The 21,927-nt window shown below is 63.3% G+C and carries 25 protein-coding genes and 1 tRNA gene; 13 read left to right on the forward strand and 13 right to left on the reverse strand.

What is annotated here, in order from left to right; all coding sequences use genetic code 11:
• Positions 1–149 precede the first annotated feature (149 nt).
• Entirely contained in the window at positions 150–941 is a 792-nt protein-coding gene (gene rlmB, locus GL4_RS11260; protein WP_045367584.1) for a 23S rRNA (guanosine(2251)-2'-O)-methyltransferase RlmB, read from the forward strand.
• A gap of 88 nt (positions 942–1,029) precedes the next feature.
• Here the strand turns inward: rlmB and GL4_RS11265 are convergent, their stop codons facing one another.
• Together GL4_RS11265 and GL4_RS11270 are read right to left on the reverse strand one after the other, a co-directional pair.
• Positions 1,030–1,440: a hypothetical protein gene (locus GL4_RS11265; RefSeq protein WP_045367586.1), complete on the reverse strand. Its 411-nt coding sequence runs from the start codon at positions 1,438–1,440 to the stop codon at positions 1,030–1,032.
• Positions 1,441–1,675: 235 nt separating this feature from the next.
• Positions 1,676–1,987, reverse strand: coding sequence for a hypothetical protein (locus GL4_RS11270; protein ID WP_156137530.1), 312 nt, complete (start codon positions 1,985–1,987; stop codon positions 1,676–1,678).
• A 216-nt stretch (positions 1,988–2,203) separates the two neighbouring features.
• Between GL4_RS11270 and GL4_RS11275 the strand changes: the two genes are divergently transcribed.
• The 5 genes from GL4_RS11275 to GL4_RS11295 all read left to right on the forward strand — a co-directional run bounded on the left by GL4_RS11275 (position 2,204) and on the right by GL4_RS11295 (position 4,712).
• Positions 2,204–2,443, forward strand: a complete 240-nt coding sequence (locus GL4_RS11275) for a glycine zipper domain-containing protein (protein ID WP_045367592.1) — start codon at positions 2,204–2,206, stop codon at positions 2,441–2,443.
• Positions 2,444–2,453: 10 nt separating this feature from the next.
• Positions 2,454–2,864 carry a phage holin family protein gene (locus GL4_RS11280; RefSeq protein WP_045367595.1) on the forward strand — a complete coding sequence of 137 codons (411 nt, stop codon included), beginning with the start codon at positions 2,454–2,456 and terminating at the stop codon, positions 2,862–2,864.
• Between the two features lie 167 nt (positions 2,865–3,031).
• Positions 3,032–4,072, forward strand: coding sequence for a hypothetical protein (locus GL4_RS11285; protein WP_156137532.1), 1,041 nt, complete (start codon positions 3,032–3,034; stop codon positions 4,070–4,072).
• 94 nt (positions 4,073–4,166) lie between these two features.
• Positions 4,167–4,242, forward strand: a tRNA-Thr gene (locus GL4_RS11290).
• 14 nt (positions 4,243–4,256) lie between these two features.
• Positions 4,257–4,712, forward strand: coding sequence for a hypothetical protein (locus GL4_RS11295; RefSeq protein WP_045367600.1), 456 nt, complete (start codon positions 4,257–4,259; stop codon positions 4,710–4,712).
• An 88-nt stretch (positions 4,713–4,800) separates the two neighbouring features.
• Here GL4_RS11295 and GL4_RS17840 read toward each other — a convergent pair whose 3' ends face one another.
• From GL4_RS17840 to GL4_RS11310, 3 genes are read right to left on the reverse strand one after another with little or no spacing between them, the layout of a single operon-like run.
• Positions 4,801–5,166: a cupin domain-containing protein gene (locus tag GL4_RS17840; RefSeq protein ID WP_197539040.1), complete on the reverse strand. Its 366-nt coding sequence runs from the start codon at positions 5,164–5,166 to the stop codon at positions 4,801–4,803.
• 12 nt (positions 5,167–5,178) lie between these two features.
• Positions 5,179–6,180, reverse strand: a complete 1,002-nt coding sequence (locus GL4_RS11305) for an urea transporter (RefSeq protein ID WP_045367602.1) — start codon at positions 6,178–6,180, stop codon at positions 5,179–5,181.
• Between the two features lie 45 nt (positions 6,181–6,225).
• Positions 6,226–6,927: a cysteine hydrolase family protein gene (locus tag GL4_RS11310; RefSeq protein ID WP_045367604.1), complete on the reverse strand. Its 702-nt coding sequence runs from the start codon at positions 6,925–6,927 to the stop codon at positions 6,226–6,228.
• Between the two features lie 298 nt (positions 6,928–7,225).
• Here GL4_RS11310 and GL4_RS11315 point away from each other — a divergent pair, with 298 nt between their 5' ends.
• Positions 7,226–7,759 carry a WbuC family cupin fold metalloprotein gene (locus GL4_RS11315; RefSeq protein WP_045367606.1) on the forward strand — a complete coding sequence of 178 codons (534 nt, stop codon included), beginning with the start codon at positions 7,226–7,228 and terminating at the stop codon, positions 7,757–7,759.
• A gap of 30 nt (positions 7,760–7,789) precedes the next feature.
• Here GL4_RS11315 and GL4_RS11320 read toward each other — a convergent pair whose 3' ends face one another.
• The 3 genes from GL4_RS11320 to GL4_RS11330 all read right to left on the reverse strand — a co-directional run bounded on the left by GL4_RS11320 (position 7,790) and on the right by GL4_RS11330 (position 10,027).
• Entirely contained in the window at positions 7,790–8,023 is a 234-nt protein-coding gene (locus tag GL4_RS11320) for a hypothetical protein (protein ID WP_045367609.1), read from the reverse strand.
• A gap of 9 nt (positions 8,024–8,032) precedes the next feature.
• Positions 8,033–8,464 carry an NUDIX domain-containing protein gene (locus tag GL4_RS11325; protein WP_052464406.1) on the reverse strand — a complete coding sequence of 144 codons (432 nt, stop codon included), beginning with the start codon at positions 8,462–8,464 and terminating at the stop codon, positions 8,033–8,035.
• Between the two features lie 144 nt (positions 8,465–8,608).
• Entirely contained in the window at positions 8,609–10,027 is a 1,419-nt protein-coding gene (locus GL4_RS11330) for a hypothetical protein (RefSeq protein WP_156137534.1), read from the reverse strand.
• A 245-nt stretch (positions 10,028–10,272) separates the two neighbouring features.
• Between GL4_RS11330 and GL4_RS11335 the strand changes: the two genes are divergently transcribed.
• Entirely contained in the window at positions 10,273–10,566 is a 294-nt protein-coding gene (locus GL4_RS11335; protein ID WP_045367613.1) for a hypothetical protein, read from the forward strand.
• An 18-nt stretch (positions 10,567–10,584) separates the two neighbouring features.
• Here GL4_RS11335 and GL4_RS11340 read toward each other — a convergent pair whose 3' ends face one another.
• Entirely contained in the window at positions 10,585–12,693 is a 2,109-nt protein-coding gene (locus GL4_RS11340; protein ID WP_156137536.1) for a hypothetical protein, read from the reverse strand.
• A gap of 372 nt (positions 12,694–13,065) precedes the next feature.
• Positions 13,066–13,347 (reverse strand): hypothetical protein, encoded by a 282-nt coding sequence (locus GL4_RS11345; protein ID WP_156137537.1) that lies wholly within the window; start codon positions 13,345–13,347, stop codon positions 13,066–13,068.
• 143 nt (positions 13,348–13,490) lie between these two features.
• Here GL4_RS11345 and GL4_RS11350 point away from each other — a divergent pair, with 143 nt between their 5' ends.
• Positions 13,491–15,149: a S10 family peptidase gene (locus GL4_RS11350; RefSeq protein ID WP_052464408.1), complete on the forward strand. Its 1,659-nt coding sequence runs from the start codon at positions 13,491–13,493 to the stop codon at positions 15,147–15,149.
• On the opposite strand, the gene GL4_RS11355 is transcribed toward GL4_RS11350, so the two are convergent.
• Complete coding sequence (locus GL4_RS11355; RefSeq protein WP_052464410.1) at positions 15,146–15,859, reverse strand: TVP38/TMEM64 family protein; 714 nt, start codon at positions 15,857–15,859, stop codon at positions 15,146–15,148. The two genes, GL4_RS11350 and GL4_RS11355, sit on opposite strands and share 4 nt — an antisense overlap.
• A gap of 262 nt (positions 15,860–16,121) precedes the next feature.
• On the opposite strand from GL4_RS11355, the gene GL4_RS11360 reads away from it, so the two are divergent.
• On the forward strand, positions 16,122–16,724 hold the full coding sequence (locus tag GL4_RS11360) for a hypothetical protein (protein WP_045367619.1): 603 nt from the start codon (positions 16,122–16,124) through the stop codon (positions 16,722–16,724).
• Between the two features lie 30 nt (positions 16,725–16,754).
• On the opposite strand, the gene GL4_RS11365 is transcribed toward GL4_RS11360, so the two are convergent.
• Both GL4_RS11365 and GL4_RS11370 read right to left on the reverse strand, forming a co-directional pair.
• The gene (locus tag GL4_RS11365) at positions 16,755–18,302 is read right to left on the reverse strand and encodes a sodium:solute symporter family transporter (protein WP_045367621.1); all 1,548 of its coding nucleotides are present in this window, start codon (positions 18,300–18,302) and stop codon (positions 16,755–16,757) included.
• Between the two features lie 20 nt (positions 18,303–18,322).
• Positions 18,323–19,264, reverse strand: a complete 942-nt coding sequence (locus GL4_RS11370) for a hydrogen peroxide-inducible genes activator (RefSeq protein WP_045367624.1) — start codon at positions 19,262–19,264, stop codon at positions 18,323–18,325.
• A 314-nt stretch (positions 19,265–19,578) separates the two neighbouring features.
• Between GL4_RS11370 and pqqC the strand changes: the two genes are divergently transcribed.
• From pqqC to pqqE, 3 genes are read left to right on the forward strand one after another with little or no spacing between them, the layout of a single operon-like run.
• Complete coding sequence (gene pqqC / locus GL4_RS11375; RefSeq protein WP_045367627.1) at positions 19,579–20,313, forward strand: pyrroloquinoline-quinone synthase PqqC; 735 nt, start codon at positions 19,579–19,581, stop codon at positions 20,311–20,313.
• Positions 20,313–20,615 carry a pyrroloquinoline quinone biosynthesis peptide chaperone PqqD gene (gene pqqD / locus GL4_RS11380; RefSeq protein WP_045367630.1) on the forward strand — a complete coding sequence of 101 codons (303 nt, stop codon included), beginning with the start codon at positions 20,313–20,315 and terminating at the stop codon, positions 20,613–20,615. Before pqqC ends, pqqD begins: the two co-directional genes overlap by 1 nt.
• A 4-nt stretch (positions 20,616–20,619) precedes the next feature.
• On the forward strand, positions 20,620–21,852 hold the full coding sequence (gene pqqE, locus GL4_RS11385; RefSeq protein ID WP_156137540.1) for a pyrroloquinoline quinone biosynthesis protein PqqE: 1,233 nt from the start codon (positions 20,620–20,622) through the stop codon (positions 21,850–21,852).
• Positions 21,853–21,927: the final 75 nt, after the last annotated feature.

Consider the following 21,927-nt stretch of genomic DNA (forward strand, 5'->3'; position numbering starts at 1 on the left):
CGGCCGGCAGGGTCCGCAATAGCCGCTGTTTATGAGTAGCCAGGCGGTCCCTGTCAACTGTAAATCAGGGGCGAGCGCCTGGAATCCTTGGGATTTATGCTAGGCCTCTACCCGGCCGCCAATTTTCGCAGCGAAAAGTCCTTATCCCCATGACACAGCAGAAACCAAGGCATTCCAAATCACCCAGCCGCGGCGGCGGTTACCGCGCCCGAAAACCGGCGAAAAATCAAGAGACCGACCGGGTACGGCTCTTCGGCTTCCATGCGGTGGAGGCCGCCCTCGCCAACCATCGCCGGCCCGTCTTCGCCATCCAGGCGACGGAGAACGCCGCCCACAAGCTCGCCCCCCTGATGGCCAAGCGCGGTCTCTCTCCCGAACGCGTGCTGCCCAAGGCGCTCGACCGGATACTCGGCCCCGATACGGTCCACCAGGGCGTGCTGCTGGAGGCAGGACCGCTCGATTCGCTGACACTGGACGATCTGGACCTGTCCGGAACGCTGCTCGTGCTGGATCAGGTCACCGATCCCCACAATGTGGGGGCCGCACTGCGATCCGCGGCAGCCTTCGGCGCGAAGGGCCTCGTGATGACCCAGCGCCACAGCCCTCCCCTTGGCGGCGTGCTGGCGAAGTCGGCAAGCGGCGCGCTGGATCTTGTTCCCATCGTGCAGGTCCGCAATCTGGCCGAAGGCTTGGCCGAGCTCGGCGACCGTGGCGTGAGTCGTTTGGGTTTGGCCGAAGAAGCCGAGCAGGCGCTTGAGGACGTGCCCCTCACCCAACCGCTCGCGCTCGTGCTCGGGGCTGAAGGCCGGGGCTTACGGCAATTGACGCGGGAACGCTGCGATGTGCTCTGCCGCATCTCGACGGCCGGCGCGCTGGCAAGCCTCAACGTGTCGAACGCGGCGGCGATTGCCCTCCATTGGGCGCGGGTCAAAACCGCCTAGCCGAAAACGAACGGGAGGGGGACAGCGCCAACGCACCCTCCCCCTCACGTCCGGGAATCAACCAGTACGCACTGGAAGCTCGAAAGACCTAGTCGCAGAACCGGCGGCCGAAGGAATCGTACCAGCAGTTCCGTCGCCAGTAGCAATTGCCGGGACCGAGGTTGCAGCCACCCGCGTAAGCAGGCTGCTTGTAATAAGCGTAGTAGTTCGGGTTCCGATAATAGTAGGCGCGCGGCGCGGGCACGCCACACGGCGCAACGCAGGGCGCAGGCGCAACGGCGACCGGGGCGGCGGCGCAGGGAGAGACACACGGGGCTGCTGCGACGACGCGAGGCCGGCGCCAATTCCGGCGCAGCGGGATAGGCTGGGGCGTCGGCACAAGCACTTGAGCATTGCAGCCGTAGGCGGCGACACACCCCGCCTTCGCCTCAGGCGCGGTCAGCAGACTGAAACCGGCCGCTACAATGACGGCGACAACGACAGTCGTCAGGATCTTCATCTTGGAACTCCACTCGGGAACATACAGAGCAGCCACCCTGGCCTCCCAGAGGCGGCGCGACTGACTGAGTGGAGACTAGCGACGCCAAGTATCGCTAAGGTTAATGCGCTGAAATTCAGGCAAGAAAAAGCCTTGAAACAGTCTTAACGACTGCTCCAAAACGGCACAACATTGCATACCGGAAGAAGTTATTCGCGAAATACACAGAAAGTCTTGTGAGTCCGGGTGTCGGGCTCTACTTCATCGCGCGGTCGACCCAGGCGTTCCCGGAGCCACCACCGTCAGAATAGTGGAAATAGGGCTCGCAGCGCGGGAAATCCTCGCCGGCTGTCGTGTATGGGCGGTAGAACCACCAATAGTTCCGGTCGAGGCAATGGGCCTCCGTGACGCGCTTCATATGGCCGAAGCCGATCAGCCCGCGATTCGTGATGATCTCGGCCTGTTCACCGGCGCGCGCCGAACCGCTCAGCGCGACCACGAGGGCGAGCACCACACTTGCACCAAGCGCAAAAGCATACCCTGATCTGAAGCCAGCCTTGCTTGTCATCCCTCTTGCGCCCCTTTGCGGCACCCCCGTTAAGCGTTCGGAGTCTAAACCAAGCGAAAGGTGCGGGCAATCAAGGGAGTGCGCCGATTACGCAACAGTCACGCAAGAAATTTCTAGTCATGTTATACCGGGCGAACCGACTACGGCCCCCCGCGCCGCACATAACCACCACCTGACCTCATCGTAGGTCAGAAGCTCTCGAAGGAGTATTCCCACATGGCGACCCAAAAATCCGAAACCGACGAACTTGCCGCTCAGATTGATGCCATCAAGGCCGAGATGCAGAACATCAGCGCCACCATGGGGCGTATCGCCGAAAAGGGCATGCACCGCGCGCAGGACAAGGCGTTCGAGACGAAGGAAAGCGCCGAGGAAGCCATCAAGCAGAACCCGCTCCAGGCGATCGCGATCGCAGTTGGCCTCGGTCTGCTCATCGGCATCCTGACCCGCCGTTAGGAGAGTCTCCATGTTGCGGCTCGCGCTTTCACTGGTCTCCTCGATTCAGGCCGGCGCCCGGATCAAGCAAACGGTCGAACAGTCCGTGCGACGGGCCGTGATTGTCGTGGCCGCAATCGTGGTCCTTCTCTTCGCCGTCGGCTTTGGCCTGGCCACGGGCTATCAGGCCCTGCTCGTTTACGACTTCACGCCGCTCGCGGCGGCCGGTTTGATCGCCGGCGTCCTGGCGGCCATTGGCCTCGTGCTTCTGCTGATCGGCTTGCACAAACCGAAGCCGAAGCAGCCGAACCTCGTGAATGCGCCTGCCGAAGGCCTGGCCATGGTCGACCAGAGCATCAACAAGGCCATGAACCAGGTGGGGCCGCTGACGCTGCTCGTCGCGGCCTTCGCGGCTGGCCTGCTGGCGAGCCGCCGCCGCTAGCGTCCAGCGCGCCATCGTCATTCGCCTACGCGCCGCGACCCGGGCCGCGGAGGTCGCTGAGGGCGCGCATCGTCCCATTCCGGAACGCCTCTTAAGCCTCTCTTAACCATGCGCATTGCACCTTCTGGATAAGGAAAACGATATCCAGCAAGGGGCGAGGCACAACAATGAAGCTCAGGAGCATGGGTCTGGCACTGCTGGCTTCGGCCTGCATTGCAGACGCGGCATCTGCGCAAGGGGTCGTAGAGACATACGGCCCTCTGCAGAACGCCGTCGATGTCCCGCGCCCCTACGCCATTCCCCTGCCCCCGAACGCCAATCCGCGTCCCCAATGGGAGGTCGGCACGCGCTATTGGTGGAGCGAAGGCTCGACCCGATTCGACATCAACTCCTCGCGCTTGGATCCGGCGCTCTACGGCAGCCCCACCTCCACGCTCACCTATGACGGCGTGACAGGAAATTCGCTCGAGTTCTTCATGTCCGTGCGCAACGAGACGGACACGTTCTTCAAGGGTTTCGTCGGCGGCGGCTGGCTCGGCGGCGGCAGCCTCGACGACGAGGATTTCTTCGCGGGCCAAGTGAAGTTCTCGGATACCTACAGCGAGATCGACGGCGAGGGTTCTGTGTACGTCACACTGGACGTCGGCCAGGACTTCCAAGTCGGTCACGGCGGCAACCTCGTCATCAGCCCCTTTGTCGGCTTCAACTATTGGCAGGAATCGATCGATGCCTATGGCTCCCGCTGCACCATGGGCCTCGTTGACGGCAGGCAATGTGGCTTTCCGGCCGGCACCTACGGCGTTCCGTCCGGTACGAAAGTCATCAACAACAAGTCCATGTGGTCGTCCTTGCGGCTCGGCACCGAAATCACCGCACGCCTGCTCAATCGGGTGACCTTCCGCGGTGACGCCGCAATCCTGCCGGCGGCCTATCTCCTCAACGAAGACAGTCACTACCTGCGCCCCGATCTGGGGCCGACACCCAACGTTGAGGACAGCGGCACGGGCTGGGGCTATCAGCTCGAAGGCGAACTGAAGATCGACGTGGACGACAACTGGACCGTCGGCGCCGGCGTCCGTTACTGGTACGCCGAAACGGGCGGGATCAGCGAATTCATCGAGAGCCGCACCGAGGTCGACCTCCAGGACTTCACCTCCGAGCGCTTCGGCGTTTTCGGCAACGTCTCGTACCGCTTCAGCACGTTCTAGCGGCAGACGCCTTCCAGGATCGCCATGGTCCTCGTGCTTGAGACTTGAAGACACGCACGGTTAGGCGCTAGAAGCGCAAACCATCGCAGAGGATGCCGGCTTAGCTCAGTTGGTAGAGCGGCTGATTTGTAATCAGTAGGTCGCGGGTTCGACTCCTGCAGCCGGCACCACTACTCTCAAGGCCATGATGACCAGAGCACTCATTGCCGCGATTGCCTGCCTCGGGCTTGCTTTGACAACCGCCTTCATCCCCGCGAACGACGCGCTGGCGCAAGACGATATGTTCGGCCAAAGCGATGATGCCGGCATGGACGACGCCGACGCCGGTGCGTTCTTCGAGGAGTTCATGGGCCAGGTGAAGCGTGACGATGCGGACCGAGAACGGTGCGCCAATACCCGCGACACGGTGTCCAAGGAAGAGCAATACGACGCCTGCACGCGGCTGATCGAGGACGCGCCCAACGAGAACGATCTTGTCGGCTCTTACTACGTCAACCGCGCTTTGGCTCCGAAGAGCCCCGCTGGCCAGTGCGAGGACGTATCGCGAGGCGTCGCGATTATCGAGGGCTTCAAGTCAACCGCATTCCGTGGGGCATTCCTCGAGGCAGCCAAGAGCCTCAAGGAAAGCGCCTGCCGCTAAGAAACCCTCCAGAGCGGCGCACGCATTGTTGAGAGCGCCTCTTTCGCCACCAAGCACCGCCTTGCTCAACATGAGCGCCCGCTCGCCTTCACTTCGAGCCCACGAAACGAACCGCTTTCTCGTAGATCAAGAGCGCGACGCAGCCGCCATGGCTCCCGGGCGAATGGCGCGTGCCGGGCGGGTGGATGACGAAGCTGCCGGCCGGATAGGTCCCGGTCTCGTCGTATTCGTCCCCCTCCAACACGAGCATATGCTCATAGCCGACATGTTCGTGCTCGGCGACGCGCGCGCCGGGCTCGTAGCGCAGCAACACGGCAGCGGCACCGCCATCGGGCTCCTTGTAGAACCAGTGAGCCGTGACGCCGGGGTGAAATGCATCCCAATCGCTTTCACGTAAACCGCGCACGTAGTCGAGAAGGTTGGGCAGGTTCGCCGAGGCGGGAAGAGCGGGCATGGAGCAGCCTCCTTATTGGTCATGCGCACGGCGCGTTGACGCGGCGTGACGTGTCGCGTGCGCGGGATGTGTCGACGGCAAGGGTTCTGGGGCAACGGTCTCCGCTGCATCGAACCAGCGGTCCTCGATCCAGCCCAAACCGATCAGGAGCCAGGTCGTCAGAACGAATGGAGCGGAGAGAACCTGCACACCGAAGTCGGCAATCGCCGGCATCAGCATGGTGGCGATCAACGCCCCCAGGATGGAGAGCCTGAGCTTCCCGCCGCAAACGACGAACACGGCCACAGCCGTCAGCACGCCGTTGAAGCCGTAGAGTCCCATGTCGGCGCTCGCCGGATCCACATGGCGGTAATAGTAGGCCACGACCGTTCCGATAACCGCACCGGCGACGGCCAGAACGCCGTGGCGCCAGTTGCTCAGCAAAACACCGGTCGCGAACAGCACACCCGACAGAACAGCGGGCGAGAACAGAGCCTGTCCCAGGCTCAACAACACGGCCGTGAGGGGATGGAAGGTTGCGCCGTCGGTGGTCGGGAAAGAGAGCAACCGAAGACCATCGAAACTCGGTTCCAGCGCGTAGAGCGCCCAGAACACGATCAGAAACGGCAACGCAAGCGTCGGGAGCGGCAAGACGGCGACACAAATGCGCACCAGCATGATCGTGATCGCGACACAGACGACAAGGACGGCCCACATGCCGACATTTGTCCAGCCGGTTTCGAAATAGGCCGGGATCGCGAGCGCTATCAGGCAGGGGTTGAGGCCCGGCAGCCCGCTCGAAAGGGCGACTCCCCTGTCGCCGAGCAGCATACGCCCGGCTGGGGCCATGATGCCGGCCACAAGAAGATAGGCGGCGCTGATCGGCGAGGCGGCGAGGACGGCCAGCAGAAAGAAGACGCCCGTCAGCTCGTTGCTCTGGAAACACATCTGCGAGGCGCCCCGCAGCACGAGCCGCCAATACGGAACCTCGCCCGGCACGGCGGGCGGGAAGATGTAGTCGACGGGCGGTCTCATGCAGGGCTCCATGCCGGCGGGCTCCGCCGGGGGCGTCTCGCTAAGCTAGGCAGCCTTGTGCGGGCTTGTTTGTCCCGGGACCTCCTTGGCCATCATGTCGAGCAGCACGTCCGACTTGCAGGTCCAGCCGACAATCCCACCCTGTGCAACCAGCGCCTTCAGCGTCATCTCCTTGAATTCCGGAAAATAGCTGTCGGTCCCGTCTTCGACCAGGAGGCAGTCATAGCCCCGGTCGTTCGCGCAGCGCATCGTCGTCTGCACGCAGACCTCGGTCGTCACGCCTGTGATCACCAGTCCGGAGATCTTCCGCCGCGTCAGATACTCGTCGAGGTCGGTGCGATAGAACGAGTCCTTGCCCGGCTTGGAGATGACGTGCTCGTATTCCCGAGGTTCGTTCTCAGAAACAAATTCGACCCCCGGCTCGCCATCGACCAAGATTCGCCCCATCGGTCCAAACTCGCCGATTTTGACCTTCGGGTTTCCCCGATTGCGCTTGGCGGTGGGAAGGTCGGAGAGGTCGGGCTGGTGACACTCTTTCGTATGGATGATCGGCAGCCCGGCCTTGCGAAAGGCGGCTTGCAACTTGCCGATGACCGGGATGCAGGGCTGAATGTTCGCGATGTTGTTGCCGAGCGACTCGGCGAAGCCTCCCGGTTGGCAAAAGTCCCGCTGCATGTCGATGCAGATCAGGGCGATGTGGTCGAAATCGAACTGAAAGGGAAAGGGCTTCGCGTCGATGAATGGCATGTGATGCACTCCGTGGCTGCGTTGGCCGCTGTAATCCGCACTAGGTGATCCGGCTGAAGACACCTAGGCGAGACAACTTAAAATTCAGTTGGAGAGAACCGGCGAATTGAAGACACACGGCTGTTCCGCGTCGGATACGTCGCAACAGGGAAGACACGACACAGAAGTTGTGCGCGCTCATCAGGCATCTGCGCGCAAAACGGCGCTATGAGTTGCGGCTCATCCGTAATCCGTGGATGCTTGCTCGCAGCACTCCTCGACCGGCGTGCATTGAGACTCATCGGCAATCGGCTCGATCATGACACCGCGAAAGCCTTCCCTTGATCCGCCGCAAGACGACTTCGCTGTGATGACGGAGGCGCTCGTGGACGAGGCGGTGCGCCAGAGCCGGATCGCGCCGCGCGGACGTATGATCGCGCCGCTGCATCGCTCCCTGGCCGATCCGGTGCACCGCATGATTAATGCAATCCAGCCCGGAAGTTACGTGCGGCCGCATCGCCACCTCGACCCGCCCAAACCGGAAGCTTGGATCGTTCTGCGCGGTCGGCTTCTCTTTGTGACGTTTCACGACGACGGCGCGATCGACCGTCATCTGGTGCTCGCGGCTCAGTCGGAGCGTTTCGGCGTGGACCTCGTACCGGGGCGCTATCACACCGTCGCCGCCCTTGCGCCCGACACCGTGATCTACGAGGTCAAGTCGGGCCCGTACGAGGCGACGACCGACAAAGCCTTCGCACCCTGGGCACCCGAGGAAGGTACAACCGAGGCCGAGGCGTATCTCAGTAGACTCTTGGCCAACTGCGGCCAGACATCATCCGTTCCGGCAGGCTAGAACGCCTACAACGTCGAGCGCAGAGCGCTCTTAGTCGGATGGCTCGGCGCGCTTAAAAAGTTCCGTGGATTCGACCGGCGCCGCGTCCTTGAGCATTTCCTCGGGACGGCCGTCGTCCCAGCCCAGCATCCGGCGGAACGACTGCATCAGCGGCGGAACACCGGCGCTGATTTCGCCGGCGTCGACGCCTTCGAGCCGCCGCGCCGCGTACGCGAACACGAGGACGATGACGGCGAGCACCAGAACTTCTTTGAGAATCCGCATCGAACGAACTCAAACACCCTCTCCGGTCGCGTCGGCCGAGGCCCAAGCGAGCCACCCGTCCAGCGCCTCCACGGCCGCTCGTGCGTGAGCGCTCATGAGCAGCATCCCCGTCTCGCTCGGCGCGAACCATTCCATCGCCTGGCCCTCCCCGAGAACGAGTTCGGCACCGTCATATCGTTCCAGGAAAATATGTTGCGCGTATGCCCGCCCCTGGTTGCTGAAGCGTTGGCTGAGCCAGTGCCGCGGCGCCTTGAGCGCGTAGGACAGCTCCTCGTACGCCTCTCGGATCGCCGCTTGTTCCAGAGTCTCGCCGGGCTCTACGCCACCGCCGAAAAACGACCAATGGCCGGGGAAGGTCGGCGCATCGTCGGTGCGGTGCTGCAGCAGAATCCGGTTTAGACCGTCGTAGAGAATGACGGCGGAGAGGTCGATCACGGCCATGGGCGTATACAGGACCGCAAGCCCACAGGCGTCAACGCGTCCCGGCTTGATTGCTGTGCATGCGAGCCGCCCCGCAAACGATCTGGGGCGCCCCCACAGGAGCAGCCCCAATCGTCGTGTGTCCGCGAACCGGTACCCGGAAGGCTACTCTTCGATCACGTTCACATTCTTCGCCTTGATGCCGTCCTTGATCTCCGAGGCGATGATGCGGAGGGTGGCTTCGCCGGTGCCCGCCTGCTCGACCTTCAGCCCCGTCTCGTCGCCGTCGTCGTTGTCGGCGGTCCGGGATTGATCGACGGTGACGTTCAACGTCCCCTCGTCGATCTGCTTGAGGGCCGCACCGTATCCGCCATTGTTCTTGGAGGTGAGCTTGGCCAGAAGCGCAGACAGATCGCCGTCCTCGCTCTCGACCATCTTCAACGCATCGTCGGTGTTGTCTTTCGCGTCCACATTCCAAATGCCGAGCTTGAGATCGCCCGCGCCTTCCTCGCCGAAGTCCAGGCCCTCGTCGTGATTGCCCTTGACGGATGTGTCGACGACCAAGGCCCACAGATCGCCGGGACCGGCCTCGTCGATATCGAAACCGTCGTCGTAGTCGATGCTGATTTCGTACTCTTTGACCGAGCCGGACTCGTAGAGCTCGACCTCGCGCTCGAAGCACGAATCGTCGGCCGAACCTGTCACCTTGGCGGGAACATCGGCTTCCTTGAATTCGCCGTCCTCGAACTCGCCTTCGGCTTCTTTCGGCAGGAAGCTCTCCAAGAGCTTCCCGTCGCAATAGTTGCCGTTGTCGTCGAACCTCGAATCGACCGCCGTGGCGAACACGCCGCCCTCCTGCCCTTCGTCCAGTTCGATGCCGTCGGCGCCGGCATTGGTGAACTCGGAGTCCTTGGCATAGAAGAAAATGTCGCCCGGACCTCTCTCGTCCACACGCAGGCCGTCGGCGTCGAAGTGACCGTTGCCGACATCGTCGATCTTGACGTCGTTCAAGCGCACGAGGATGGACGCGGGCGAGCCGTTGCCCTTGCCGCCACGCCCCGCGCCGCAGTTGTCAACGACGTCGCAATCGGAAATGAGCACGCCGTAGTCGGCGAAACCGGAGATCTCCACATCGTCGAGAATGAAGGTGACCGTACCCGTTTGATCGTCACGCACGTCGACGAAGATACCCTTCCCCGTTCCGCCCTGATTCTCGATGCTGAATTTTCCGGGCCCGGCCAGATTGAGCTCGGTCACGGTGAGATCGGCTCCCTGACTGATGGTGAGAAGATTCGTGTCCACTGATGTCTTCACGGTCTGGCCTTTGCCGAGGATGGCCAGCGGTGCCGTCCCCGCATAGTCGAGCGTCGACTTGATCTCGATGTCACCATCGGTCGCGATCAGAACCTGCGTCAGACCGTCCGATTTGGATGCGGCTTCGAGTGCGGCGCGCAGCGTTCCCTCCCCGCTGTCCTCGGCGCTCGTGACCAGAATGGGACCGTCCGCAACCGCGGAAAGGGTGGAAATGGCCGTCATGGCGGCGGCAAGAGCAAGGGTCGAAAAACCGTTCAGGGCGTGTTTCACCGAAGTTTCCTCAAGGCCATAGGGATTGTATGCAGCCGCATTGGTAGCTTGGTATTGCGATGGTTTTGCAACAGTTCCAGCGCCGGCGGACGCCAACACGAGGCGTGCGCGCATGTCTTCAAACTGCCGTGTTGCATGGCAGAATGGGTTTCTCATCCCACAACGATCCCCCTATGATGGCGCCGCTACGGGGGTCCCGGCGGGGGACGAGTTCAAAAGTTGAGGTCTAGAGGGTGACGCGTCATATGACACGGCTTGGATTGCTTCTGCTTGGGGTGCTTTTTCTTGGCGGCGCGGCGTTTGCGCAAACGACATCGCAGCCGGCCCAGTCGCTGAAGCCCACCCCGTCGGCCTGCAGCTCCTCGAGCCAGTCCATGCGGGTCTGCACCAACGGTCTCAGATCGTGCAACGATGTCTGTGCGGCGCAGGCCCTGTCGGCGAACTCGCAGATCGTCGGTTGCGAAACGTCCTGCTGCACCCGCTATAATGTCTGCGTCAAGACGCGAAACTGCGGCTCCCGCGTGATCGACTGCCAATAGAGGCCACGCGTCCGCCGCTTAGGTGCCCCCGGCTTCTGCCGAGACCTCCTCGAGCTGAGCCTTCAGCATCTCGGGATCCAGGTACTGGATCACGGACCGCTCTGCGCCGTCGGAGTCATAGCGAAGCTTGAGCAGCAATCCCCCATAGGATTCGAAGAACTCCTCGATCGAAATGCCATCCGCGCTGCCCGTGGCCTCGGGCGGAAACAGGAAGGTCAGCCGGAAAGGCTCTCCCGGCCCCACGGTGGCCACCGGGCCCGGCGACGATAGCTCTTTGTCTTGTGGCTCCACGACCACGTCGAGCTTGAGATCGGGCCGCTTCACGTCGGCACTGAGAGCAGCCTCCAAATCCGTTAGAGTCTCGTCGGAGTTGTTCACCCCGGCAATTGAGATGCCGTTGATTAGGAACGATTGGGGCGTGCCCGAAAGGGTGAAGACGGAGCGGTCCGGCAACGGGAGGTCGGGCTGGTGGAAGGCCCAGGAAATTTTGGAGAAGGTTTCGTCCCCCGGCTCCGCGGCGATCACGGGGCCGGAAGTCGACCGCAACAGAAAGCCGCCTCCGATCAGAAGGCCGCCAAGGACGAGTAACACGGCACCGGCGAATATCATCATCTGACCGAGATCCAGCCCCCTCTTTTGCGCCCAGTCGGCACCTTGAGCGATCGCGCCCGCCTGCATGCGGGTAACAGCGGCCACGCCGGCTTTCGCCGATGCCACGCCGCGCGCCGTTTGCCGGCGTAGCCAGACCGACCCGGTACTGGCCTTGCTCCCGACACCGCGAGCGAGGCTCCCGGCCTGAATGTTGGCGCGTTGCCCCCATGATGACAGCATATCGCCCATCCGGGCGGCAACGCCTGACGCCAGACCGCCTGGAATCGCCGCTACGGCCGTGCGGCCCTCGCTGGTCCGCTCCGGTTCGGATGGGGACGTCGCATCGGTTTCGCCGGCAGAGCGTGACTCCTGCACCCACGGATTGTTTGCGGGCTGGCCGAAGAGCCTGGTCCCTTCCGGATGCGGCCCATAGGTCTCGAAAACATGGACCGAGGCGGAACGAGCGGCACCAAGAGCCTGGTCATTGTCGTAATGCGCAGTCCCCTCGCCCCTGCCGGCTTGGACCGAGGCCGGCGCACGAACCCGCGCAAAATGCTGCACCTCACGCCCGACCCGCGCCAAGTGAATGAAGAGCTTCGAGGGGATGGCCGCCGCGCGCGAAGCCGTCCACGCGCCGGCCCGGGAAAGTCCGCGCCCGCCCGTCGCGCTGAGCTTGGCGGCCTTCGCAGCGGCAACCCATGCGCCGGAAGCAAGACTGTCGCGGGTGGCGGTGGCCAGTGCCGCTGCGCTGCCGCCGCCGGAGGTCAATCCGCTTCCGATTACACGGCCGCCGCTGCCAAGGGCTTTTCCGGTCTGGCGTGACAGTTTCCCGGCCTCGGCGGCAACAACCTGCGACCCTGCGGCGAGAGCCTGGCTGCCGGCCCGGACCGACGCCTTCGCCTTCGAACCGCTCCAGGCCGCGCCCGCCGCGACGCCAGCGCCGGCACCGCGCGCTGCCAAACCAACCTTCTGGCCCGTCCACTGCGCCCCTTGCGCGAGACCCCGGCCGGCGGCGGCAAACGCCTGAGCCGACACGCGGGCCACGGCCGACAAGCCAGATCCAGCATAGCGCATGCCCGAACCGCAAACACGCACGAGCCCTTGCCACACGACCACCACACCATGGCCGATCGCGCGGACGGCGAAGCGCACGGCGCCCGTGACCTTCCTGGCGCCGAAAACAATCCAGGAGCGGAAGAACAGGTAGAGATCGACAAACGCATCGCGGATTGCTTGAAGTGCGCGCTGGCGCACCAAACGCCGGTGACGGCGGACACGGTCCTTCTTGGCGTTAGCGGCGCGAAGCTCCTGTTGCCGCTGAAGCCAGCGCTCGTGACGATCCCTATCCCGCTTGACGGCGTCGCTCTGGGCCTGGAGCCAGCGCTGGTGGTCGGTCAGATCTTCTTTGACGCTCGATAAAAGGGCGCCCGATCGCGCCGCCGTGTCTTTGGCAGCGGCAACGGACGCCGCCAGGGCCGCGGACTCTTGCTCGTCCACGTCCTCGTCCAAAGTCGACCAGGCACGTCGTTTTTTCATCGGACTGCCCACGCGATGGCCCTCTGTGGACTCCCGGCCGGACTTCCGCCCGCTGACGGGCATCCAACCGCCATCGGCCTTGCGCTCCAGCGCAAGCCGCGATTGGCAACGGAGTCGAATCTCGCGGGCGCTCGACAGCCACAAAGCGTGTCATGAGCCGAAGCGCCATTCCCCACGGCGGAAACCGGTGTTCTACAAGGCTCACCCAACCCGAGCCGCTTAGAACCAAAGCTTATCAATTTCCGCCAATCCACCTTAGCGGTCATCGGGACGGCGGCCAATAGCCCTTCGCCAACGCGTTATGCGGCAGGGCCTCTGTAGCGAGATAGTCTGAGGGGTAATCGCTGCCGGAACGGCGAAACGCGGCGGAGCCTAGAACTCGTTCAGGCCACCCAGGACCCGGTCGAAATCGCGGGCCTTCTGATAGTCGATTTCAGCCTTCGTGGCCCTTTTCGTCGCCCGTTCCTGGCGGCAGGCCTCATAGGCGGCGTCGCCGGGTTCGGCGTTCGTCTTCCGGCATTGTGCGTCGTCCTCGGCGTTGGCGGCTTCTTCCTTGGCCAAACGCCCAGCCTCGATATCGCCGCGCGAAGCGCAACCAGCGAGGGCGACCGCAAGGGACGCGAGGGCCACCGGGACTAGAAAAGGTCTCAACATGACAGATTGGCTTGGCCCCCAAACATGGCACGGTCAAGGTCAAAGCTGCGTGATTGTAACCACGCTGCCTTGAGAGCGCCCGTTTGAGTCCTTAGCTGCGATAAAGGAAAGACGCGTCCCCAGACGAAGACATCGGAGAAATCGTGATCCTGTTCCGCCAACGCCGCACCGCAAACACCGTCCTCTCCCTCCTCGCCGCTCTAATGATCCTTGCCGCTACGGGCGCCGCCCACGCGGGTGAAACGCATGGGGCCGAGAAGGCGTTCTCCGACGGGATTAAACTAGCTTCCACCGACCAGACAACCGAAGCGTCGGAGAGCACCGGCTCTGACAGCAGCAGCCAGAACGGCACCGACGAAGATTCAGACGAATCCAAGAGCGCCGAAAAGCCGCTGCGCCTGCCCGCGGACGTCACAACGCAGCACGTTCTCAAACAGAACGGCAAAGACATTCCGTACACGGCCATTGCCGGCACGATCAAACCCCATGACGGCAGCGGCAAGCCCGAGGCGGAGATCTTCTACACCTCATACACGACGCACCCCTTGGACGCCGACCGGCCGATCACCTTCGTCTTCAACGGCGGTCCTGGTGCCGCATCGACCTATCTGCACCTCGGCGCCATGGGGCCGAAAGTCGTGGCCACCACCGAAGATGGCGCGTTGATCGGGCCGCCTGCGCAACTCATTGCCAACGAGGCGAGCTGGCTGGATTTCACCGACCTCGTCTTTGTCGACCCCGTCGGCACCGGCTACAGCGGCGCCGCCGGCAGCAAGAGCGGGAAGGACTTCTGGGGCGTCGACCAGGACGCGGAATCCCTCGCCGACTTCATTCGTCTCTACCTGACCGAAACGGGCCGCATGGGCTCGCCGGTGTTCCTCGCCGGAGAAAGCTATGGCGGCTTCCGCGTGGCCGTCCTTGCCCGGAAACTGCAAGAGAAAGGCAGCGTATCCCCGAGCGGTCTCGTGTTGATCTCTCCAGCGCTGGAGTTCGCGATGCTGCGGGGCGAGGACTTCGACCCACTTCCCTGGGCACTGCAACTCCCCTCCTATGCCGCGGTAAAGCTGGAGAGCGAGGGAACCACCTCGCGCGAAGGACTGGCGGCAGCCCTTGAAGATGTCGAACACTACGCCATGACCGACTACCTCGTGGCGCTCGCCTCGGGAGTCCAGCCAGGCGGCGAAACGGCAAGCGAAAAAGTGGCCGAGCTCACCGGCCTGCCGTTGCAGAAGGTCGAGCGCTACTTCGCCCGCGTCCCCCAATCCGTCTTCGTCAAGGAGTTCGACCGGGACGACGGTCAGGTCCTGAGCATGTATGACGGGAGCGTCGGCGGTCCCGATCCAAACCCGTCAAGCGCCTGGCCCCGCGGTCCCGACCCCGTTCTCGACGCCACCGTGCCGTTGTGGTCGACAGCCTTCGTGCGCTACGCCGCCGAGGATCTGGGCTACAAGACCGACGAGGAATTCACGCTCCTAAACCGGAAGATCAGCAGCCGCTGGGACTACGGCACCAGCCCCACCAAGCAGGGCTATGCCGGCGTCATGGACGATATCCAAGATGCCCGGGCCGCCAACCCGAACCTCGAAGTTCTGATCGCCAGCGGCTACACCGATCTGATCACGCCCTATTCCGTGCCGGCCTATCTCGTCGGTCAATTGCCGCCGTTGAAGGGCGCGAAGCCCATCGAGATCAAGAACTATGCCGGGGGCCATATGCTCTATTTGCGGGCGCCCTCGCGTCTCCACCTGAAGCAGGACGCGCAAGCCATGTACGCCCGCGCGACCGGCGAAAAAGGATCCTAGACGTTCGTGGAAAGCAGCGGCTTTTCGCGTGCCCCGAAGCGAGGCCAATGCTTCCTCGACAAGCCGACGAGCGTGCCCAACGCGAACAGCCCGATGACCCCAACGGCAAGGGTGTTGGATCCGAACGCCACCAATTGCTGCCCGGCCGCGACCACCAGCAGCGTGTAAGGCAGCAGCGCGGCGAAACTGGCGAGGTAAAAACGCCAACCGCTCAGCGAGGTAATGCCGGCCACGTAGCTGAGCGCGTCCATGTTGAGCCCCGGCACCAGCCGGCACAGAAAGACCGCCAGCATCAAATGCGATTGCGGCGTGTTCTCATCGAGCAGCCAACGGCCAATACGCGTTTGCGAGACCCGATCGAGCCAGCCCCGGCGCACCACGAAATCGCGGCCGAAACGCCTGCCGATAACAAAGCCTACAAGCGCCCCGAGCTGCGCGCCGATCATCACATAGAGCGTGCCGAGAAAGACTCCTTGCGTCGCGCCCGCCGCAAGCAGGAGCGGCGACGTCGGCACGACGCCGGTGAGGCTTGCAAGAAAACGCAAGAACACGATGGCGATGGGGCCGAAGACGCCAAGCGAGGGCAAGCCCCGCTGCAGATCGAAATTTTCGAGCGCAACGGCGCCGGCTGGCGTGGTCGTCCACAAGAGAGCCAGCGTGCACAGGCCGATGAAGGCTGTTGGAATCGCTCGATGAACCTTCAGCATCATGCGCCGTGCTTACGGCAGTCGCATAACCGGAGAACGACAGCCTGAAGCAATGAGCCATTGTTCGTCGTGCCGCTGTTGTTTGGAGATCCACCGTGCCCAGAGCTTGTCAAATTGCGCCAATGTGCGGTCAGAACGGCGCTGCCCCCTTGCGGACGCCCTTTTTTTGTGGTCCACGGGCTCTCCACTGGATCGGCGACTTTGAGGATTGGTGATGTCTCTTGGAGGTCTCACGGACTCTGTACGTACAACCTTGGCCCTTGCGATGGCCGGCGCAGCTGTAGCGGCGTTTGGTTTCGCGGGCCTGGCAAGCGCACAAGATGCTGCGACGACGGACACCGGCGCGGAAGACCAAGCGGCGCAAGTTCTCGCTTGGCATGAGTTTCATTATCCCGAACGCGGCTTCGTCATTTCGTTCCCGGGCGTCACGGAACGGCCCAAGGCCGAGAGCACACCCGTGCCGGGGCAGAATCCCCTGCTTCAGCACGAGTACAAGGTCGAAGCCGGCAAGGACACGGTCTACTCCGTCGTCGTGTTCGAGTATCCGGAGGGACGCGCGCCGAATCCGCCCAGCCAGGACTATTTCGAGAAAGTCGTGACGGCTTACGCCAAGGGCAGCGATACGGATCTGCGCCGCAAGACCCCGCTAAAAATCGACGAGCGTCCGGGCTACGAAGCGAAAGCCGAAGACAGCAAGGGCAAGCTCAACCACTTGATCACGATGGTCGCCAATGGCGACCGGGTCTACATGCTGATCTCGGCCGGACCGAACAAGCACGCCACCAGCGAGGACGCGCTGCGCTTTCGAGACAGCTTCCGTCTGCTCGGCGGGCCGCCGCCGCCCGGGCAGGCTAAGAAAGACGAGTAGGCCCGGCTGGTTGACCTGCGGCTCTCGTCGCTAAACAGGCTCCGCCCGCAGAGTGTCGAAGAAGCGCTGTCGCCTAGCCGACGGCGCGGGCGCGAATAGTCCTACAAGAATCGCAACCAGGAACCCCACCGGGACGCCAAACACGCCGGCCAGGGATCCTTGCACGCCAAGCCAGTTCGCGATCGGCCGCACCGACTCTCTCCACTCCGCCAACACGGCCGCCTGCTTCGCGGCATCGCTTGTGAGGTAGTACTCGTGGCGCAGAGCCTCGAAGGCCGTTGTCTGCGCCGCAGTCGCGTCCGACAAGAGGCTCGAGGACTCGTAGAACAGGATGGGCATCGTGTGCGGCGCGATCATGTAATAGAGGCACACCAAGAGCCCCGCGATCATGCCCGCCAGGGCCGCATCGCTCCCAAGCCGCTTCCACCAGATCCCCAACACCAGCACGGGCAGGAATGCGCTCGCCGCCAAGGACAACGCCGTCGCGGCGCCGACCAGCGTTTCCTGCGGCCACCGCAACGCCACGGCGCCAGCCGCAACGGCGACCGCGAAAACCGACAGGCGGGCCACGGAAAGCTGCCGGCCGGCAGAGGCGTTGGGCGCGAGGCTTTTGAAGTACACGTCGTGAGCGATCATGTTGGCGATCGACAAGGCGAGCGCCGCGCCCGTGGACAGGAGGGCCGCTACGGACACGACGGCGAGCACGGCCTCGCTGAGCATGGACAGGCCGTCGCCAACGGCCAAGGCGGCCGGCTCGTATAGCGCCGCAACCGCTGGAATCGCGGCACAGATGAGGAAAAGGAACACAGGGGCCCCAACGAAAGACAACCGGGCATCGCTCATGTCCGGTGCCGCGAAGCTCCGCATGAGCAGATAGGGCAGCGAAGCGAACCCCGTCACGAGACAGAAGAACAGCGCAAACGAATTGATAGGGCTCGACTGGGCGAAGGGCTGCCAGGACAGAGCTGGGATCACTTCATCGACCAGAAGCGTGTCCGTGCCCGTCAGCGAGCCCGTTTGCCAAAGCACGGCAACGACGGCGACAAGCCCCGCCAGCAGCATCACCATGTAATAGGCGAGCTGCGACAGGCTCAGCGATCGCATGCCGCCGATCAGCGTCGCCACGAAAATGAAGACGATCCCCCCTGCGATGCCGATCCATACGGGAAGCGCCAGCGCCGCCTGTCCCAGCAGGCCGAAGCCGAGCATCACGGCGCCTAGCGCCGGAAACGAACACAGCAAGGCGGCAAAAACGCCGAGCGGCCGCATCGTCTCGGCATTGAACCGTTCCGCCAGGAAGTCCGGCAGCGTGTAGCCACCATAGCCACGCAGGTACGGCGCGATCAGCAGGCCAGCCAGGACGAGGCCGAGCCCCGCGCCCACGAGGAGCAGCGTCGCACCCTGCCAGCCGAAATCGATACCGCCGGCCGCGCCGACGAAAACGAGCGCCCCCACCGCGGACCCGGCGATAGCGATGGCGTTAAGAAAGGCCGGCATGAGACGGCCGGACGCAAAGAAGTCGGCGAGCGGACGGGTCAGGCGAACCAGCCCCGCCCGCGCAAAAAGCAGCGCCGCCATCAGAAGAGTAAGCTGGGTACTTAGCGTTTTGGGCCTCCCTTCGGCCGCCGCGGCCGTGCCTTGTCAGGCGCTGCCGGCGCCGCGTCGCGCAGCAACTCGCCAAGCTGCATGAACTCCGCCTTCCGGGGCGAACTCCTGCGCCAGGCAAGTCCGATCTCCCGTTTGGGCTCCGGCTCGGTGAAACGCAAGAGCCGAATATCGTCGTCAGGATGAACCTCGATCGCCGCCGCCATTTCCGGCAGCAAAGTCACGCCGTAGCCGTTCGCCACCATCTGCATGATCGTGGTGAGGCTCGAGGCGCCGAAACTCTGGCGCATGTCGGGCGCCATCAGATGGCAATAGGACAAGGCCTGGTCCCGGAGGCAATGCCCCTCCTCCAGCAGCAGCAGGCGGTCCTGCGCCAGCATGTCCTGGGTCGCCGACACGATGCCCGAATTGTCCGGCGTGGCCTTGGTCGCGAGAATGAAGGAGTCGTCGAACAAGTAATGAGTCTCCACGGCAGGATCGTCGATGGGCAGCGCCACGAGAATAACGTCGAGGTCGCCGCTTACAAGCTCGCGCACCAATGTTTCGGTGACTGTCTCGCGCAGGCGCAGCGAAAGATCCGGAAAACGCGCCTGCAGGGCCGGCAACGCGGCCGGCAGCAGGTACGGCGCGATCGACGGGATCGCGCCCAGCTTCAGAACACCGGTGAGGAAGCCTTCCTGCCCCTTGGCGTAGTCTACGAGGTCCTGGACCGAGGCAAGAATGGTCCGGGCCCTGCCCGCGATCTCCTCGCCCTTGTCGGTGAGTTCGACGCCGGATTTGCGGCGCTCCACGAGTTTCAGCTTCAACTCGTCCTCGAGATCCTTGATCTGCATGCTGAGGGCGGGCTGGCTGACGGCACAATCTCGCGCCGCCTGCCCGAAATGGCGCGTGCGGGCCAGCGCCTCCAGGTAGCGCAACTGTCGGAAAGACACCATTGGCGATAACGATTAGTTATGAAACGGGGGCGGTCAGTGAGGATTTACTTATCATGGCATCGGCGCCCGCGCTATTTGCGATGAGCCGGGCATGCAATGGAACGGCAGGGTTTCTTCCGGTAGAGTTCAAATATCGGGCTGCCAGGCTGACGGCCCAGATCAGCGGCTTCAGATGTTCTTAATCCGGGTTCAAGCCCGTGTTCATGAACGAGTCATAGATTCCTTGCGGATTCTCCCCATTTATCTAGGGAGAGACCGTTTCGAGGCGCCATGAAGAAGTGCCGTATTTGGAAACCCAATGAGGAAGTAGGCCCGTGACCAAGATTCTAAGTCCCGAGGAACTCGAGGAGGAGCTGCGCGCCATCGGAGCCGCGCAGTACCATGACAAACACCCGTTTCATAAGCTCTTGCACGGCGGCAAGCTGAACAAGGGCCAGGTCCAAGCCTGGGCGCTGAACCGCTACTGCTACCAGTCGGCCGTGCCCCGCAAAGACGCGGCGCTGATGAGCCGCTGCCACGACCGCGACTTGCGGCGCGAGTGGATCCACCGCATCACCGACCACGACGGCCAAGGCGACGAAGAAGGCGGCATCGAGCGCTGGCTCGTGCTCACCGACGGCCTGGGGCTCGACCGCGACTATGTGATCTCCCGCAAAGGCGCCCTGCCCGAGACGGTTTTCGCCGTCGAGGCCTATGTGAACTTCGTGCGCGACAAGACGCTCGTCGAGGCCGTGGCCTCGTCGCTCACCGAGCTGTTCGCGCCGAGCATTCACAAGGAGCGTATCTCGGGCATGCTCGAGAACTACGACTTCATCAGCGACGACGTGATGGCCTACTTCAAGCGCCGCCTCACCCAGGCGCCGCGCGATGCCAACTTCGCGCTCGAGTACTGCAAGCAGAACGCCCGGACGCCCGAGGCGCAGCAAGGCGTGCTCGACGCACTGCGCTTCAAGACCCACGTCTTGTGGGCGCAACTCGATGCGCTTTACCTCGCCTATGTCGATCCGGGCATGATCCCGCCCGGCGCCTTCGTGCCGGATGCGGCCTGATGGCAGATGTGAAACAGCCCGGCCGGCTTGTCGTCGACCGGGCGACAAAACCGGTGATGCCCCGTTATTTGAAACTACGCCACGATGCGGGGCGAGACCGTTGGGTGCTCCTCGCGCCCGAACGGATCATGACGCCGGATGCAATCGCCGTGGAGGTGCTGAAACTGTGCGACGGAGAACGCACCGTGGAAGACATCGCCGCGAAACTGGCCGAGGAGTATTCCGCGCCCGTCGACGTGATTACCGCGGACGTAACCGAGTTACTCCAAGACATGGCCGACAAAGGATACATCAAGGGATAGTGCGATGACGGACGATCTCAAGATTGACAGACATATGGACGCCGTCGCCGTTGACGACGAACCGACGACGGGTGTCATTGGCAGCGAGGAAGAGTCGAACATGCTGTGCGCCGTCGCGCCGGTGGGTCTGCTCGCGGAGCTCACACATCGCTGCCCGCTGCAATGCCCCTATTGTTCGAATCCGGTGGAACTGGAAAGCGTCAAGAACGAGCTGACCACGGAAGAGTGGTGCTCGGTCATGCGCCAGGCCGGCGAGATGGGCATTTTGCAGGTCCATCTGTCGGGCGGCGAGCCCACGGCGCGTAAAGACCTTGAGGACATCGTCAAGGCCGCGGCGGACGCAGGCCTTTACACCAACCTCATCACTGCCGCCGTGAACGTGAAACGCGAGCGTTTGGAGAAGCTCCAGGAGCTCGGTCTCGATCATGTGCAGGTCTCCGTCCAGGACGTGGACCCGGCCGGCGCGGAGCGCATCGGCGCATTCAAGAACGCGCTGGAGAAGAAGCTGGAGGTCTGCCACTGGGTCACCGAGCTCGGCATGCCGCTGACCATCAACGCCCCCATCCATCGCCACAACATCCACAACGTGCCGCGCTATATCGACTTGGCCGTGGAACTCGGCGCACAGCGTGTCGAGATTGCCCATGCGCAGTATTACGGCTGGGCGTTTCTCAACCGCGCCGCGCTGATCCCCACCTACGAAGAGACGGTCGCCTCGATCGAATATGTAGAGGCGGCGCGAGAGCGTCTGAAAGGCATCCTGACCATCGACATGGTCGTGCCCGACTACTACGCCAAGCGCCCAAAGCCCTGCATGGGCGGCTGGGGCAAGGGCTTCATGAACATCACGCCCGCCGGCAAGGTTCTGCCCTGCCACGCGGCGGAAAGCATCCCGGAACTCAATTTCGACAACGTGCGCGACAAGAAGCTCTTGGACATCTGGATGGACTCCGAAGCGTTCAACGCATTCCGGGGCACTGATTGGATGAAGGAGCCTTGCCGGTCTTGTGCGTTCAAGGAAGTCGACTTCGGCGGCTGCCGCTGCCAGGCCATGGCGATCAGTAAGGATCCGCGCAACACGGACCCCGCCTGCTCGCTCTCGCCCTATCACAGCGAGATGGTGAAACTGGCCAAGTCCGAAGCGGCTCAGCCCGCCACGGCGTTCGTCTACCGCAACACGCGCAACGCCGCGCAAGTCGGCAAGGCGCACGGCGAGGAACTGGTCCCGGCCGAATAGCCTGCGCAAAAGCGCTGCTCACCAAGACGTTCTGCAAAGGCGCTCCCATCGCGGGCGCCTTTGTTCTTGGGTGGC

The sequence above is a fragment of the Methyloceanibacter caenitepidi genome, assembly GCF_000828475.1.
GTDB lineage: Bacteria > Pseudomonadota > Alphaproteobacteria > Rhizobiales > Methyloligellaceae > Methyloceanibacter > Methyloceanibacter caenitepidi.

Bases quoted from the DNA above. Each gene is read 5' to 3' on its own strand.
- rlmB (WP_045367584.1), top strand. From the start codon at position 150: ATGACACAGCAGAAACCAAGGCATTCCAAATCACCCAGCCGCGGCGGC.
- GL4_RS11265 (WP_045367586.1), bottom strand. From the start codon at position 1,440: ATGAAGATCCTGACGACTGTCGTTGTCGCCGTCATTGTAGCGGCCGGT.
- GL4_RS11270 (WP_156137530.1), bottom strand. From the start codon at position 1,987: ATGACAAGCAAGGCTGGCTTCAGATCAGGGTATGCTTTTGCGCTTGGT.
- GL4_RS11275 (WP_045367592.1), top strand. From the start codon at position 2,204: ATGGCGACCCAAAAATCCGAAACCGACGAACTTGCCGCTCAGATTGAT.
- GL4_RS11280 (WP_045367595.1), top strand. From the start codon at position 2,454: ATGTTGCGGCTCGCGCTTTCACTGGTCTCCTCGATTCAGGCCGGCGCC.
- GL4_RS11285 (WP_156137532.1), top strand. From the start codon at position 3,032: ATGAAGCTCAGGAGCATGGGTCTGGCACTGCTGGCTTCGGCCTGCATT.
- GL4_RS11295 (WP_045367600.1), top strand. From the start codon at position 4,257: ATGATGACCAGAGCACTCATTGCCGCGATTGCCTGCCTCGGGCTTGCT.
- GL4_RS17840 (WP_197539040.1), bottom strand. From the start codon at position 5,166: ATGCCCGCTCTTCCCGCCTCGGCGAACCTGCCCAACCTTCTCGACTAC.
- GL4_RS11305 (WP_045367602.1), bottom strand. From the start codon at position 6,180: ATGAGACCGCCCGTCGACTACATCTTCCCGCCCGCCGTGCCGGGCGAG.
- GL4_RS11310 (WP_045367604.1), bottom strand. From the start codon at position 6,927: ATGCCATTCATCGACGCGAAGCCCTTTCCCTTTCAGTTCGATTTCGAC.
- GL4_RS11315 (WP_045367606.1), top strand. From the start codon at position 7,226: ATGACACCGCGAAAGCCTTCCCTTGATCCGCCGCAAGACGACTTCGCT.
- GL4_RS11320 (WP_045367609.1), bottom strand. From the start codon at position 8,023: ATGCGGATTCTCAAAGAAGTTCTGGTGCTCGCCGTCATCGTCCTCGTG.
- GL4_RS11325 (WP_052464406.1), bottom strand. From the start codon at position 8,464: ATGGCCGTGATCGACCTCTCCGCCGTCATTCTCTACGACGGTCTAAAC.
- GL4_RS11335 (WP_045367613.1), top strand. From the start codon at position 10,273: ATGACACGGCTTGGATTGCTTCTGCTTGGGGTGCTTTTTCTTGGCGGC.
- GL4_RS11340 (WP_156137536.1), bottom strand. From the start codon at position 12,693: ATGAAAAAACGACGTGCCTGGTCGACTTTGGACGAGGACGTGGACGAG.
- GL4_RS11345 (WP_156137537.1), bottom strand. From the start codon at position 13,347: ATGTTGAGACCTTTTCTAGTCCCGGTGGCCCTCGCGTCCCTTGCGGTC.
- GL4_RS11355 (WP_052464410.1), bottom strand. From the start codon at position 15,859: ATGATGCTGAAGGTTCATCGAGCGATTCCAACAGCCTTCATCGGCCTG.
- GL4_RS11360 (WP_045367619.1), top strand. From the start codon at position 16,122: ATGGCCGGCGCAGCTGTAGCGGCGTTTGGTTTCGCGGGCCTGGCAAGC.
- GL4_RS11365 (WP_045367621.1), bottom strand. From the start codon at position 18,302: ATGGCGGCGCTGCTTTTTGCGCGGGCGGGGCTGGTTCGCCTGACCCGT.
- GL4_RS11370 (WP_045367624.1), bottom strand. From the start codon at position 19,264: ATGGTGTCTTTCCGACAGTTGCGCTACCTGGAGGCGCTGGCCCGCACG.
- pqqD (WP_045367630.1), top strand. From the start codon at position 20,313: ATGGCAGATGTGAAACAGCCCGGCCGGCTTGTCGTCGACCGGGCGACA.
- pqqE (WP_156137540.1), top strand. From the start codon at position 20,620: ATGACGGACGATCTCAAGATTGACAGACATATGGACGCCGTCGCCGTT.